12 protein-coding genes, 1 tRNA gene and 1 other RNA gene are annotated in these 14,678 nt (G+C 58.6%); 12 read left to right on the top strand and 2 right to left on the bottom strand.

Features of this window, described 5'->3' with window-relative positions; genetic code table 11:
- Window positions 1-89: 89 nt before the first annotated feature.
- Window positions 90-1,214, top strand: coding sequence for a cysteine desulfurase family protein (locus tag WC600_03015; protein ID MFA4901695.1), 1,125 nt, complete (start codon window positions 90-92; stop codon window positions 1,212-1,214).
- Between the two features lie 106 nt (window positions 1,215-1,320).
- Here WC600_03015 and WC600_03010 read toward each other — a convergent pair whose 3' ends face one another.
- Together WC600_03010 and sppA are read right to left on the bottom strand one after the other, a co-directional pair.
- Window positions 1,321-1,599 carry a flagellar biosynthesis anti-sigma factor FlgM gene (locus tag WC600_03010; GenBank protein MFA4901694.1) on the bottom strand — a complete coding sequence of 93 codons (279 nt, stop codon included), beginning with the start codon at window positions 1,597-1,599 and terminating at the stop codon, window positions 1,321-1,323.
- Between the two features lie 307 nt (window positions 1,600-1,906).
- The gene (gene sppA / locus WC600_03005) at window positions 1,907-2,845 is read right to left on the bottom strand and encodes a signal peptide peptidase SppA (GenBank protein ID MFA4901693.1); all 939 of its coding nucleotides are present in this window, start codon (window positions 2,843-2,845) and stop codon (window positions 1,907-1,909) included.
- 269 nt (window positions 2,846-3,114) lie between these two features.
- Between sppA and rpsU the strand changes: the two genes are divergently transcribed.
- From rpsU to WC600_02950, 11 genes are all read left to right on the top strand, one after another.
- Window positions 3,115-3,315 (top strand): 30S ribosomal protein S21, encoded by a 201-nt coding sequence (gene rpsU, locus WC600_03000; GenBank protein ID MFA4901692.1) that lies wholly within the window; start codon window positions 3,115-3,117, stop codon window positions 3,313-3,315.
- Window positions 3,312-3,761, top strand: a complete 450-nt coding sequence (locus WC600_02995; GenBank protein ID MFA4901691.1) for a GatB/YqeY domain-containing protein — start codon at window positions 3,312-3,314, stop codon at window positions 3,759-3,761. Before rpsU ends, WC600_02995 begins: the two co-directional genes overlap by 4 nt.
- A gap of 121 nt (window positions 3,762-3,882) precedes the next feature.
- Window positions 3,883-6,234 carry a Smr/MutS family protein gene (locus WC600_02990; protein ID MFA4901690.1) on the top strand — a complete coding sequence of 784 codons (2,352 nt, stop codon included), beginning with the start codon at window positions 3,883-3,885 and terminating at the stop codon, window positions 6,232-6,234.
- A gap of 351 nt (window positions 6,235-6,585) precedes the next feature.
- Window positions 6,586-8,370, top strand: coding sequence for a DNA primase (gene dnaG, locus WC600_02985; protein ID MFA4901689.1), 1,785 nt, complete (start codon window positions 6,586-6,588; stop codon window positions 8,368-8,370).
- Entirely contained in the window at window positions 8,367-10,094 is a 1,728-nt protein-coding gene (rpoD, locus tag WC600_02980; protein MFA4901688.1) for an RNA polymerase sigma factor RpoD, read from the top strand. The genes dnaG and rpoD overlap by 4 nt, the downstream gene beginning before the upstream one ends.
- 122 nt (window positions 10,095-10,216) lie before the next feature.
- Window positions 10,217-10,292: transfer RNA gene (locus WC600_02975), tRNA-Ile, on the top strand.
- Between the two features lie 102 nt (window positions 10,293-10,394).
- Window positions 10,395-11,513 (top strand): Nif3-like dinuclear metal center hexameric protein, encoded by a 1,119-nt coding sequence (locus tag WC600_02970; GenBank protein MFA4901687.1) that lies wholly within the window; start codon window positions 10,395-10,397, stop codon window positions 11,511-11,513.
- A 116-nt stretch (window positions 11,514-11,629) separates the two neighbouring features.
- Window positions 11,630-12,361, top strand: a complete 732-nt coding sequence (locus WC600_02965; GenBank protein ID MFA4901686.1) for a C4-type zinc ribbon domain-containing protein — start codon at window positions 11,630-11,632, stop codon at window positions 12,359-12,361.
- Window positions 12,362-12,368: 7 nt separating this feature from the next.
- Entirely contained in the window at window positions 12,369-12,920 is a 552-nt protein-coding gene (locus WC600_02960; protein MFA4901685.1) for a ribonuclease HI family protein, read from the top strand.
- Between the two features lie 270 nt (window positions 12,921-13,190).
- An RNA gene (gene rnpB / locus WC600_02955) (RNase P RNA component class A) lies at window positions 13,191-13,552 on the top strand.
- A 132-nt stretch (window positions 13,553-13,684) separates the two neighbouring features.
- Window positions 13,685-14,656, top strand: coding sequence for a glycosyltransferase (locus WC600_02950; GenBank protein ID MFA4901684.1), 972 nt, complete (start codon window positions 13,685-13,687; stop codon window positions 14,654-14,656).
- Window positions 14,657-14,678: the final 22 nt, after the last annotated feature.

Here is a 14,678-nt window from a genome sequence, read left to right as displayed (position 1 = left end):
CGATTACATAATGTCCGGCGATTTGCAAAAGGCTCAATGGAGACTTTTTTCGCAAAATCTTATACCTCATTTTTAGGTCTTAAATCGCCATGATCTACCTGGATTACAATGCCACCACCCCCGTGGCTCCGGAGGTCTTCCGGGCCATGGAGCCCTTTCTGACCGCGGAATTCGGCAATCCCAGTTGTGACTATCCCTTGGGCCTCAGAACCCGGGAGGCCGTGCGCCGCGCCCGCGAGGAAGTGGCCGCGCTGCTGGGGTGCGCCCCCGATGCTATCGTCTTCACCAGCGGCGCCACCGAAGCCAACAATACGGTGCTTAAGGGCGTGGCGCATAGTCACGGCCGCGGCCATATCATCACTGCGGCCACGGAGCACCCGGCGGTGCTGGCCCCTTGCCGGTTTTTAAAGTCCCAGGGGTTTGACGTGACTATCCTGCCCGTAGACGGTACCGGCCTGGTGGACCCCGGCGAGGTGCGCCGAGCTTTGAGGCCCGATACCATCCTGATCAGCGTGATGCATGCCAACAACGAGACCGGAACCATCCAGCCCATCCGGGAGATCGGCGCCTTGGCCCGGGAGGCAGGGGTTCTCTTCCACACCGACGCGGCCCAGAGCATATGCAAGGTTCCCGTGGACGTGGACGTCTTGCGGGTGGATTTCCTCACGGTGGCGGGTCATAAGTTTTATGCCCCCAAAGGCATCGGGGCCTTATACGTGCGGCCCGGAGTCGGCTTTACCCCCCTGCTCCATGGGGCTTCCCAGGAAGGGGGCCGCCGCGCCGGCACCGAAAATGTGCCATATATCGTGGCTCTGGGGGAAGCCTGCCGCCTGGCCCGGGAGCGTCTACCTGTCGCCCCGGCTCACTTGCGCGGCCTGCGGGACCGGCTCCACGAGCTGCTGCGCAATGGCGTCCCCGGCCTCATCCTCAACGGTCCGGAGGTGGAACGCCTCCCCAACACCCTCAACGTTTCTTTTCCGCGGCTGGCCGGTTGCGACCTCATGGGAGGTCTGCCTCAGGTAGCCGCCTCCCTGGGCTCAGCCTGCCACGCCGGACAAGTTGCCATCTCCCCGGTACTGGCGGCCATGGGCCTGCCGGCCTCAGTCGCTTTAGGGGCAGTGCGTTTCAGCGTCGGCCTCCCAACGACCCTGGCGGAAGTGGAAGAGGCCGCAGCCATGCTGCTCCAACGCGTACTTAGGCTTACTCAAAGTTAGCCGCGCCATGAAGTGAGGAGAATTCTTGCTGGCGTGCCATCCCGGCAGAAGAGATGGCCGCGGGCGCGAGCGGAAAGAAAGACACTGTGGTCTGAATCTTAAGAGATCAATGGTCCAGGAACATTTTGGTAATAAGAATATTGGCGAGTTTCCGGACATCGATGCCGTAGGTGCCTTGGTCAATAGCCTCCTGCAGCGGACCAACTTTCTCTGGCCTGATCTCCGGGGCTTCAGAAATAACTTGGTGAACCAGCTCCATAAACTTGGCATTCCCTGTCAGAACGGCATTTTTAGCAACCTGGCCGTGCGACGGACCCTTGCCCGTCCCGTTATGGGTAGCCGGCGGCGCCTTGCTGCCGGGCTGCTTTTTTTTCCGTTTGGTCATTGTATTATGGGCGCATCAACCATGAAGTCCGTTCATATCTTCAACTTTTTAGCACAGCACCGCCTTATAGACAGGCTAACTTCGCTAACCTCAAAGTTTTTCATCGCATGCCCGCCTTCCCCATTGGGGAAGAACAACTTAAAATATAATCTAATTTCTTTACCAAGGAAAGTAAGGCCAGGTCACATCAGCCTTCGGGGTCTCTCCTGACATCCCCTTCCCTTGCACCCGCCCTCCCCTCTTATTATCCTTATCGGCCGCGGAGCGCAGACCTTAAGAAATTAATTTCATGCAACTCTCCCTAAACTCAGGTACCCCCACCCCACCACAGGTATAAGAACTGAGGCCCCACCATATCCAGATCAGGCAATAAGGAGTAGATCGTCGGCTTATAACTCCCCGGGCGGTGATATATGATAACTTTCGCGCCGGTTTCCAGACCCGCTTTGGCCCGGGCCAACTCGATGGCGTCATCCAGGTAACCCAACTGATCCACCAATCCCAGATCCCGGGCCTCTGAGGCCGTAAAAATCCGGCCATCAGCCACCGCCAGGGCTTGCTTGAGACTCAGCTTCCGGCCCTGGGCCACCACGTTCACGAATTCCCGGTAGAAATCATCGATGATATGCTGCATCATCTCCTTCTCCTGCGGAGTGGCGGACCTAAACGGCGACCAGAAATCTTTCCATTTGCCGCTCTTGACCACATCTTCGCCTACGCCAACCTTGTTCATTAACTCCTGAAGATTGAACTTCATGGCTATGACCCCGATGGAACCGGTGATACAGGTTGGATAAGCAATGATGGTATCCCCCGCCTGGGCCACGTAGTACCCCCCGGAGGCTGCCAGACCCTGGAGACAAACCACCACGGGCACCCCTCTTTTGGCCTTGAAAGCCTTGAGCTCATGGAGAATGACATCCGCGGCGCTCACGGTGCCCCCCGGGGAATTGATCTTCAGGACCACCGCCTTGACTCGGTCATCTTTAGCGGCCTTTTCCAGCTCTTCCTTGACCCGGCTGGGCGAAGTCACCCCGCTGGTCAACCCTAAAATGCGGTGGGGTCCTTCCAGGACGACGCCTGAGACGTCCATGAGCAGGATCTTGTCCCCGCCATAGCCCGAGATGGTTTTCTCCTTCAATGGGGCCGGCTCTTCAAACAGGCTCACCTTGACGGTGACGCAGCCGGCCGCCAGCACCATCCAGACGGTCAGCACCCCCAGCCATCTCATGTTTAAGCGCAGCATACCTCTCCTTCGCTGATGCATTTCCCACTGCCCCTATGATACGCTACTGCAGAAAATTATAGACAAAATTTTTTTTCTGGGCGTTGGAAACTTACAGAGTAATCTGCAGTTTTGTCACAAAACCCCTTGACAGTTTCTGCACAGATGATAAAGAATAAATGTTTTTAGACGATCACTATATCAACCTGCCAATCTTCTGCGTAAACGTAACTGAACCACCTGGAGGACAGGACGATAAGTGCATCTGACAATGGGAGGAGGCGAAATGGATGCCCGGCGTCAGGGTAAAACCCAACGAACCTTTCGAGGTCGCCTTAAAGCGATTTAAGAAGCAATGCGAAAAGGCCGGGATTCTCTCTGAGATTCGCAAACGGGAGCATTACGAAAAGCCCAGTATCAAGCGAAAAAAGAAAATTTTGGCGGCCAAGAAACGGGCTTTGAAGAAGCTGCGAAAAATTGAGGGTTCATGATCTCTCTATATCAGCGGCTGGATCAGGCTTTCAAAGAGGCCATCAAAAACCAACAACCGGTGACTGCGTCCACCTTGCGGCTGTTGAAGAGTGCTATTCACTACCGCGAGTTGGACGCTAGACGCCAACTCACCGAACCAGAACTCCAAGCAATCATTAACACGCAGGTGAAACAGCGTCGGGAGGCCATGGCCGAGTACTCGAAAGCCGGTCGTCCCGAGCTTGCCAAAAAAGAAGAGGAGGAACTCAGTGTCCTCCTTTCTTTTTTGCCGCCGCAACTGAGCCAGGCCGAAGTGGAAGCCGAAGTTGCCGGCGTCATTGCCGAATTGGGAGCCGGCGGCCCCAAGGATTTTGGCAAAGTTATGAAAGGCGCCATGGGCCGTCTCACCGGACGGGCGGATGGCAAGGTGATTCAAGAGATCGTACGGCAGCGTCTGGGTTCATAGACCCTTCGCCTTCGCCAAAGTTTCTTCCCCGTATCCTTCCCCCGCTGGGGGGATTAGGGTGAAGGGGCTAGAAAAAACTCTTGGCGACTTATAGAAAACCCAACCGGAAACCTGGAGTGTCATGTCAGAGCCAACTTTGACCGCCCTGGAGTTTCCCGCGCTTCTCCGGGTGGTTCAGACTTATGCCGTCTCTGAACCGGGACGGGACTTTCTAGGGGCGCTTACGCCCCACACCGATCTGGCCCACATCCAGGCGCCGTTTAAGCAAATCCACGAATTGCGGGAACTCCAGTACCGCGAAGGCCCTATCCCTTTTACCGATTTTCCGCAGCTTACCACCTGGCTGAGCAAGGCCACCGTCCGGGGCAGTCTCTTGCCCGCCGAAGCCTTTAACCACATCGTGCAGGTCCTGCGCCTGGCCCGGCAACTCAAGCATTACGTTGCCCTGGGGAGCGATTTGACCCCGAACCTGGCCGCCCTGGCCGATAGTCTCAAGGATCTGCCACCGCTTTCCGAAGCCATTCAATCGTGCATCAGCCCCCATAATTTTATTTTGGATCAGGCGAGCCCCGGTCTGGCCCAGGTGCGCCGGGAGCTTTCCGACACCCGGGAGGCGGTCAACCGCCAGATCAAACAGACCTTTTTTCAACCGGCATACCAGGATGCCATCCAGAACCCGCTTATCTCACAGCGCCATGGCCGCTATGTCATTCCCATCAAGGCCGACCACAGAGGCGCCATCCCCGGCATCATCCACGACCAGTCCCAGACCAAGGCCACTCTGTTTCTCGAGCCCCTGGCCATCGTCGAGCACAACAATGCCCTGAACCTCCTGCACAACCGGGAAAAGCGCGAGGAAGAGGCGGTGCTGCGGCGGCTCACCGACCTGGTGCGGAATCATCTGGATGACATTCGCCTGACCCTGTCCATTTTGGCCGAACTGGACGCCATCCAGGCCAAGGCCAGGTTTGCCGAGGAGTTTCGGGCCCGCGAACCCATCTGGCGGACGCAACCCGGGGTGGATTTCCGCCAGGCCCGGCACCCCCTCCTGGTGCGGAATAAACGGGAAAATCTGGAAACCCAGGACGTGATTCCCATTGACCTGCAGTTGACCCCGGAGCGCCGGTTCGTCATCATCTCCGGCGCCAACGCCGGCGGCAAGACCGTAGCCTTAAAAACCCTGGGCCTTTTAACCCTCATGGTCCAAAGCGGCATCCCCATCCCGGTGGCCGAGGGCAGCGAGTTCTGCCCCTTTAATGCGGTCTTCGCCGATATCGGCGACCCCCAGGACCTATCCCAGCACTTGAGCACCTTTTCGGCCCACCTGAAGCGGGCCTTGACCATGCTGACTGACCTGCCGGAGCGGGCCCTCATTCTCCTGGACGAACTCGGTACGGCCACCGACCCCACCGAAGGCGGCGCCCTGGCCCTGGCCATGCTCCATGCCTTTTATCAGCGGGGAGCCTACGGCGCGGCCACGACTCATTTACCCATCTTAAAGAGTTTTGCCCAAAAGACCGATGGATTCGAAAATGTGGCGGTGGTGTTCAACGAAGCGACCCGGCGGCCCACCTACCGCCTGGCCTATGGGGTGGTGGGGGCGTCCAACGCCTTAAAGCTCGCCCGGGAGATGGGCTTATCTCCGGAAATTCTGGAGATGGCCGAAGGCTATCTCAACCAAGACGAACTGCGGGCCTATCGATTGCTCGCCCAGGTTGAGGCGGCCCAACAGCATCTGGCCCATGAGCAGCATGAACTGGCCCAGCGGGAAGCGGAATTGGCCCGGAAAATGCACGGCTTAGAAGATGCCCAGACCGAGCTTGCCGCCGAGCGCACCCGTTTAGCTCATGAAACCAAGCAGGCGGCCCTGGCCCGTATCAAGGCGGCCGAGAGCGAATTTAAGGCCATCGTCCGCAGGCTCAAAGCCGGTCATGAACCCTGGGGCAAGTTGCGCCAGGAGTTTTCCCAGCGCCAGGCCCAGCTTTTGGCCGACCTCTCGCCCGGTCCAGCCCCGGCCCCGGCCGCGGTTCCCCGGTTCCTGCCCGGCCAGCAGGTCTTTTTGCCGGCCTTGAACCTGACCGGAAATGTTTTGTCCGTCGACCCCCGGGATGGCCGCCTGGAGGTCCAGGCGCGGAGCGTCAAGCTCCGGGTCAGCCCGGAAGAAGTGACCCTGGTTGGAGGCGCGGCCGCCAAAGCCATAAGCCACGGCACCGCCTCGGGCTACCATCGGCCCCCGGCCTGGATGCCCAGCCTCAATCTGGTGGGTCTCCGGGTGGATGAAGCCCTGCCCCTGGTGGACCGGCTCATCGACCAGGCGGTGCTGCACGGCACCGAAAAGGTGGACATCATCCACGGCGTCGGCACCGGCCGCCTCAAACGGGCCCTGTGGGACCACCTGAAGCACCACACTTTGGTCAAAGACATCAAGCCGGACGCCAACCCCGGGGTGACGGTGGTGGAGTTGCATGATTAGAGGAAAAAGGGAAACTAATATAGGGTGCGTCCTACGCACCGGCCGAGCAGAGCTTGGCAAAAACCATGGCGTTCCCAAGTACAACTTGGGAACGAGGGGAACAATCGGTAGGGCGGGCGTCCCGCCCGCCAATAGCACAGGCTGGAAAGCCTGTGCCACCGATAAAATTCCCTCCCCCATGATGGGGGAGGGTTAGGGTGGGGGTGGCAAGGCGGTTACCCCCTCCCCTACCCCCCTCCCACCAAGGGGAGGGGGAATGAAGGCGGCGGGCGGGGACGCCCGCCCTACCGCTAAAGAAACATGAAGCCAACACCGAAAACAGAAAACAGAAAACAGAAAACTGGTCCTTAAATGGCTTTTATCCCCGAAGACAAGCTCCTGGAGATCAAAGACGCCGCCTCCATCGAAGAGGTAGTGGGCCAGTATGTCAAGCTGGATCAAAAGGGCAGAAACCTCCTGGGGCTCTGCCCTTTCCATTCCGAGACCAAGCCGTCCTTCACTGTGGCGCCGGACAAGGGCATCTTCTACTGTTTCGGTTGCGGCGCCGGCGGCAACGTTATTTCCTTTATTATGCAGTATCACCGCCTGAGCTTCCCCGAGGCGGCCCAGGAGTTGGCCCGGCGCTACGGCATCCCCATTTCGCTCAAGGAGTTGGGGCCGGAGGGCGCCAAACAGGCCAAAAAGCGCACCACCGCGTATGAAGCCAACACTGCGGCCGCGGCCTTCTATGCCGCCACGCTCGCCAGTTCCGAAGGCCAGCCCGGCCGCGCCTACCTGAAAAAACGCGGCCTCACGTCTGAGGTCGTCCGGGCCTTTCAGTTGGGTTACGCTCCCGAGTCCTGGGACTCCCTGCGACGCCACTTCCAGGGCCGGGGCATCTCTTTGGAGGTGGGCCAGGAAGTAGGGCTGTTGGCGGCCCGCGACCGGGGCGGCTATTATGACCGTTTCCGCAACCGCATCATCTTCCCCATCTTCGACCGGCAGAGCCGGGTCATCGCCTTCGGCGGCCGGACCATCGGCGACGGCGAACCCAAGTACCTCAACTCGCCGGAGTCCCTGCTCTACTCCAAAGGCCGCACCCTCTACGGCCTGCCCCAGGCCGCGGAAGCCCTGCGCCACACCGGCGTGGCCCTGGTGGTGGAAGGCTACCTGGACCTGATTGCGCTTCAAGTTAAGGGCATCAGTAACGTCCTGGCCACCCTGGGCACCGCCTTAACCCGGGAGCAGGTGCGCCTGCTAAAATCCCTGGCGGACAAAGTGGTCCTGGTCTATGACGGTGACGCCGCGGGGGCCAAGGCCATGATGCGAGCCTTGCCGCTGTTTGCCCAGGAGAACCTGGCGGTGCGGGCCTTGCCCCTACCCGGCGGCCTGGACCCGGACGACTACGCCCGGACTCATGGAGTCGAACTGTTCCGCAAGGCCTGGGAGTCGGCTCAACCGTGGTTCACCTATGTTTTAGAAGACCTCATCAAAACCCACGGCGCCGATATCCAAGGCCGGGTGCGGGTCCTGGAGGAACTGCGCCCTTACGTCCAGGCCATAGCCGAGCCCTTGGAACGGGACCTCTGGCTCAAGGAAACCAGCCAGCGCCTGGGGGTGGACGAAGCCGTATTGAAGAGAAGCCTCACCTCCGTGGCCCCCATCTCGTCGGCCCGGCTGGACCCCAGGTGCCACCTCGCAGTCAGCCTGGAAAAAGGCTTGATTCGCTGGGTTCTGGGCCACTCGGAAGCCGTGGGCGTGGAAGAACTGGTTGAGTGGTGCCTGGAGTTCGAAAATCCAGAACTCAAAGTGCTCATGGAACTGATCATCACGAGTTATCGGGAACACGGCAGATTAGATCACGGCCTCCTGGTGCAGCAGGCGCCGGGAGAAATCCAACGCCAGCACATCTGTGCCCTAACCTTAGAAGAGGACGAATCAGGCGGACCGGCGGGAGATTTTCTGGTAGCCGACTGGCGCCAAGATCTCCACATCCGGCGGCTGAAAAAAGCCCGGACCCAGCTCAAGGAGGAACTGAAGACCGCCGCGAACTTAGAGGGCGATGATCTCTCGGCCTTATTAGCCAGGCAACAGGAGCTTCATCGACAGATAGAACACCTCAAAAGCAGGTCCACACAAAAAGGAGAGAATGGATGAATAAGGGAATGGGAATGGACGGCTTTCAGGATATCATGCCTATGGGGGATGATGACAACTTGATCACCGTGGATGACCTGAATGACTCCCTATCTCCCGAGAGCCTTTTAAATGAGCAGATGAAGGACATCATGATCTTTGATGACCTGGAGATCCCTCCTCCTGAGGCTTCCAGCATGGCCATCACCTCGCAGATGGACATGCGGGAAGGCGAGGGCGATTTAAGCCTGGAACCGGAGGCCGCCGCCAAATTTGATGATCCGGTGCGCCTCTACCTCAAGGAAATGGGGACCGTCTCCTTACTCACCCGGGAAGGCGAGGTGGCCATCGCCAAACGTATTGAAGAAGGTGAAAGAGAAGTGCTCCACTCCCTGCTGGAGGTGCCCCTTACCCTGAAAGAGATTATGAGGCTGGTGAATCGCCTGGAAGAGGAAAAGCTGTCACCTCAGAATACTCTCGATGATTTTGGTGAAGATGATCCCTCCCTGGATGTTACCACCCAAAAGTCCAGGATTTTAAAATTGATCCAAAAAGTTCGTTCCCAGGAAGAAAAAATCCGGCAGATGGGAATAGAAATTGCGGCGCTGCCTCCCAGAGATGAAGCCCGTTCCCAACTGGAGCAAAAGATTGTCTCCCAACGGCAGCGCCTGGTGGAGACCTTCAAAAGCCTGCGTTTGGAGCGCCACTACCTGGAAAGGATTCTCGAGCGGCTGCGCAATTTCGGATACGTCATTCGGGATTGTCAGCGCCAGCTGGAGAAACATTTGGGGGCCGCCGGCCTGTCGGCCACCAAATATCGCCAGTTGCGCCGGGAACTGAAAAGCCAGACCCCGGGACAGCCATTACCTGCGGTCCTGATTCCCGAGGGACTGGCCGAGTTGGAGGAAGTCTGGAGCCAGTCCCGGCGGCGCTTGAGAAGGATAGAAACCGAGGTAGGGCTGCCCGCGGGCCGGCTGTTGGCCATTATGGTCAAAGCCGAGAAGGGGGAGTACCAGGCCCAAAAGGCCAAACGGGAACTGGTGGAGGCCAACCTGCGCCTCGTGGTCAGTATCGCCAAGAAGTACACCAACCGGGGGCTGCAGTTCCTGGACCTGATCCAGGAAGGCAATATCGGCCTGATGAAGGCCGTGGAAAAATTTGAGTACGAGCGGGGCTACAAGTTCAGCACCTACGCCACCTGGTGGATAAGGCAGGCCATCACCCGGGCCATCGCCGATCAGGCCCGCACCATCCGCATCCCGGTCCACATGATCGAAACCATCAACAAGCTGATCCGCACCTCCCGGTACCTGGTCCAGGAGATCGGCCGGGAGCCCACCCCGGAAGAGATTGCCGAAAAGATGGAGTTTCCCCTGGAAAAGGTCCGCAAGGTCTTGAAGATCGCCAAGGAACCTCTTTCCCTGGAAACCCCCATCGGTGACGAAGAAGACAGCCACCTGGGTGATTTCATCGAAGATAAGAAAATCTCCACCCCCATCGAAGCGGTGGCCAACCTCAACCTGGCGGACCAGACCCGCAAGATGTTATCCACCCTCACTCCCCGGGAAGAGAAGGTGCTGCGCAAGCGCTTCGGCATCGGCGAAAAAACCGATCACACGCTCGAAGAAGTGGGCCGGGACTTCGAGGTCACCCGGGAGCGCATCCGCCAGATCGAAGCCAAGGCCCTGCGGAAGCTGCGGCATCCTTCCCGCAGCACCCGGCTAAAAAGTTTTATGGAGACGTGATTTTGCCATCGTCTGAGTTCACCTATTGAACATTCGGGGAGGAGAGTTATAATAACGTTACGGGGGGCAAACAAGGGCACGTGACCGACTCATAGGGATGCCCCCCTTTGACTGCCATGCACGGGCCCATAGCTCAGCGGTTAGAGCAACCGGCTCATAACCGGACGGTCCCTGGTTCAAATCCGGGTGGGCCCACCACGCATCCGGGGGTAACGGGATATTGCGTGTACGATATTACGCCTCGATTTCACAGGGGTTAAACCCCGGGGGTGCACTCTGCGCACCCCTTTTTTATGTTCTATGAGCGCGACGCTGCAAGACATTCTTAACCTGCTGGAAAGTCGCTATCCATCGGCCTGGGCCATGAGCGGCGATAAAACCGGCCTCGAAGTGGGACACCCCGGAAAGCAGGTTAAAAGCCTCCTGGTGGCCCTGGAAGTAACCCCGGCCATTGTCGCTGAAGCCGCGCAAAGAGGCGCCCAACTCCTCCTGACTCACCACCCCCTCCTGTACCAACCCTTAAAAGACGTGCGGGAAGATCGCCCCGGCGGCCGCTTGCTCACGGATTTGGTCCGGGCCGGCTTGGCCATGGTATCGTGCCACACCAACCTGGATATTGCCCCCGGCGGCCTCAACGACTATCTCGCCCAGAAACTCGAATTGACCGGAGTGGAGGTTCTGACTCCCACGACCCGGGACCCTTGGTACAAGCTGGTGGTGTTCGTCCCCGCGGGCTTTGATGCCCCGGTGCGCCAGGCCCTGGGGGACGCCGGCCTCGGAGTTATCGGCAATTATTCCCACTGTTCTTTTGCCTCCCCGGGACAGGGCTCATATACTCCCCTGCCAGGCGCTCACCCCTTTCAGGGCGAGGTGGGGGTGCTGTCCGAGGCTAAAGAGACCCGTCTGGAAATCCTGGCTCCGGAGTCCCTGCTCCCCGCGGCTCTGTCTCGCCTGAAAGCGACCCACCCCTATGAGGAAGTGGCTTACGACCTCTATCCGGTACGGCATCCCGGCACGCCTTTAGGTTTGGGGCGCATCGGTTCCTGGCCCGCACCGCGGCCTTTTTCCCAAGTCATAAGCCTGGTGAAAACCATATTCGGGGTGGAAAGCGTGCAGGTCTGGGGGCAACCCCCAAAGCTGGTGCAGCGGCTGGCATTGTGCAGCGGGAGCGGCGGTGAGCTTTTGCCGAACGCCTTGACCCGGGGCGCCCAGCTCTATCTAACCGGGGAAGTTCGCCACCATCAGGTCCCGCCAGGATTGCAGGAAGGCTTTGCCGTCGCGGCAGTGGGCCATTTTGCCAGCGAAGTGGTGTTTATGGAACCCTGGGCCGGACAGCTCCAGGAGATGTTTAGGCAGGCCGATCTTGGGCTTGAAGTCATGGTGGCGGCTAATCAGCCTCCCCCATGTTACTCTGTGTGAGGAGACCCTACGGTCTATAACCATAACTGAACCGCGCATTCCGGTGGCGAGAGCGCCCGGCGCCTCGCCCGAACCGGAATAATCCCAAATATCCTGCCACAAGCGGAGGTTGAATCTTGCTACCGGAGTTAATTAAACTCATCGATGTTCAGGAAATTGACAAGGTGATTATGGAAGTCACCCAGGGGCTGGAGAGTCTTCCCGAGGAGCTCAAGGCCGGCGAAGCAGCCTTAGAAGGGGTGAAAGCGATCCACGCCGCTCGGCTCCAGGAATTGGCGGACCTCAAGGCCCAGCACCGGGACACGGAATTGGAAATGGCGGAAATGGAGGAGGGTATCAAAACCAGCCGCCAGCGCCTGATGGAGATCAAAAGCAACATTGAATACAAGGCGATGCTCAAAGAGATCGCCTTTAAAGAAGACCAGCGGGACCAACGGGAGACCCGCATCCTGGAACTCCTGGACCTCATGGAGACCCAGAAAGGCTTCATCGCCGAACTCAGCCAGCAGATTGAGGAACAGGAGGCGACTCTGGCCGAACAGCGGCAAAAAGTCGCGGCCCTGGTGAAAACCTTGCAGCAAGAGTTGACCGAACTGGAGGAAAAGCGCAAAAAGCTGCGTAAGGGCGTGCCCGCAGCCCTCATGAAACGCTATGAATTCATCCGCCAACGCCGCAACGGCAGCGCCATCACCCCGGTTCAAGAAGGCGTCTGCCTGGGCTGCCATATGAACATCCTGCCTCAACAATTCATCGACCTGCAAAAGGGGGTAGATATCCTGCAGTGCCCGCACTGCCAGCGGATCCTCTATTGGCTCGAAGAAGTTGAGGAAGCCCAAGAAGCCGGATGAGTGCTTAATGAGCACGCCGGCTGCCATCTTTCAAGCTCTGGCCGCAGGACGTGACCTTACTGAGGTGCGGGAGCAATTTCAGCTTTCCCCGGAGCAGTTGCAGGAGCTCTTTTCAGAAGTGGCCGGCCACTTCCGCGACCTTGAAGAAGGCGTGTGGAGCCTATACTGCGACGGCGCCTCCCGGGGCAATCCCGGGCAGGCCGGAGCCGGAGCGGTCCTGATCGACGCTTTAGGCGATATCAAGGGCCAATACGGCGAATACCTGGGCCAGACCACCAACAACGTGGCGGAATATCAGGCTTTAATTCTGGGATTGAAAATGGCCCGAAACCTGGGCGTCAAGAAAATCCAGGTATTTGCCGATTCCGAGCTTCTCGTGCGCCAGCTCAAGGGGCAATACCGGGTAAAAGCTGCGCACCTCCTGCCTTTATATGAAGCGGCCCAGCGGACCCGCAAAGAATTTGAGACCTTTGACATCTCTCATGTACCCCGGGAAATGAATTCCCTGGCAGACCAACTGGCCAACCGCGCCATTGACCAAAAGACCCGGCCGCGGTAAAATATACATAGATTGCCAAAAGTTCTTTCCTCTTTTCCCCTCTCCCCCCAGCGGGGGGGAGAGGGTTAAGGTGAGGGGGGGAATAAGAAAAAACTTTTAGCAATGAGTATAGTTAGTTCTCATTCGAAAACGTTTTAAAGCTGCACACGACGCTCAAAGTCATCCTTTGAAAAAGGGGGATTTAGGGGTGATTTTAGCCAGTTATGAATCACCAATAACCCCTCTTTGGTAAAGGGGGACTTTAAAATTTTCCGAACCTCACAGGGCCGCGAAGCAGGCCAGATGATCGCCGGCCGCGTTAAGCAGCCGGAGGAAAGTCCGAGCTCCACAGGGCAGGGTGCTGGGTAACGCCCAGCGGGGGTAACCCTAGGGAAAGTGCCACAGAGACCAGACCGCCGTGGTACGTCCACGGTAAGGGTGAAAAGGTGAGGTAAGAGCTCACCAGCGGCAGTGGCGACATTGCCGGCTTGGAAAACCCCACCCGGAGCAAGACCAAATAGGGGAGCGTTTGAGGGTGGCCCGCCCAAAGCTCCCGGGTAGGTTGCTTTAGACCCCGGGTAACCTGGGTCATAGAGGAATGATCATCACCGGGGCAACCCGGAACAGAACTCGGCTTATGGCCTGCTTCGCGGTTTCTTTGGGGCCACCGGTTTATCCGCCGGTGGACTTTTTTATTAAGGCTTTTTCCAAAAATTTCCTCCTCTTATCCCCTCTCCCCCCAAGCGGGGGGAGAGGGTTAGGGTGAGGGGGGGTAGGTAGATGCCATGTCCAACCAAGTTATTCCCTTGAGCGAGCCTTCACCTGCCCCCGATATCTCCGTAGTTATCCCCGTATACAACGAAGAGGAGAACCTCCGGGAACTGGGGCAAAGGCTCATCCGCACCCTTACCGGAATGGGCAGCGCCTTTGAGATCATCTTCGTGGACGACGGCTCCACCGACCGCTCCTGGGAGCTCTTGACCGACCTCAACGCCCAGTACCCCCAATACATCCGCGCCTTGCAGTTTCAGCGCAATTTTGGGCAACACCAAGCCATTTTTGCCGGGTTTCAGGCGGCCCGGGGCCAGGTGATGGTCACCCTGGACGCCGACCTGCAAAATCCCCCGGAAGAAATCCCCCGTTTAGTGGCCAAACTGGCAGAAGGCTACGACACCGTCGGGGGCTGGCGGGAGAACCGCCGGGATTCCCTCTTCCGGAAACTCCCCTCCCAGTTGGTGAACTACCTCATGTCCCGGGTCACCGGAGTCAAGCTCCGGGATTATGGCTGCATGCTCCGGGCCTATCGCCGGGAGGTGATTGACAGCATCAATCAGTGCCAGGAGTCTTCCAGTTTCATCCCGGCCCTGGCCAATCTGTTTTCCCACCGGGTGGCGGAAATTCCCGTAGGCCACGCCGAACGGGAGCGGGGCCAGTCCAAATACAGCCTTATCAAACTGTTGCGCCTCAACTTCGACCTGATGACCGGCTTTTCCAATTTGCCCATTCATTTAGTCGGATTCATGGGGGTGGCCATCGCCCTCCTGGGGCTGCTCTTCGGAGCCTTTCTGTTCATCCGGCGGATTCTCGTGGGGCCGGAGGTGGGCGGGGTCTTCACCCTCTTCGCCATCCTCTTTGTCTTTGTGGGCCTGAACACCCTGGGCCTGGCCCTCATCGGCGAATACGTCGGCCGCATTTACCGGGAGGTCCGCCAGCGCCCCCGCTTCATCATCCGGAAAGCCTTAGGACCGGATGTCTGAAAACTCTTTCCTTTCACCGGTA

It is taken from the genome of Desulfobaccales bacterium (assembly GCA_041648175.1).
Taxonomy (GTDB): Bacteria; Desulfobacterota; Desulfobaccia; order Desulfobaccales; family 0-14-0-80-60-11; genus 0-14-0-80-60-11.
This window is presented reverse-complemented; position numbering and strand designations above follow the sequence as displayed.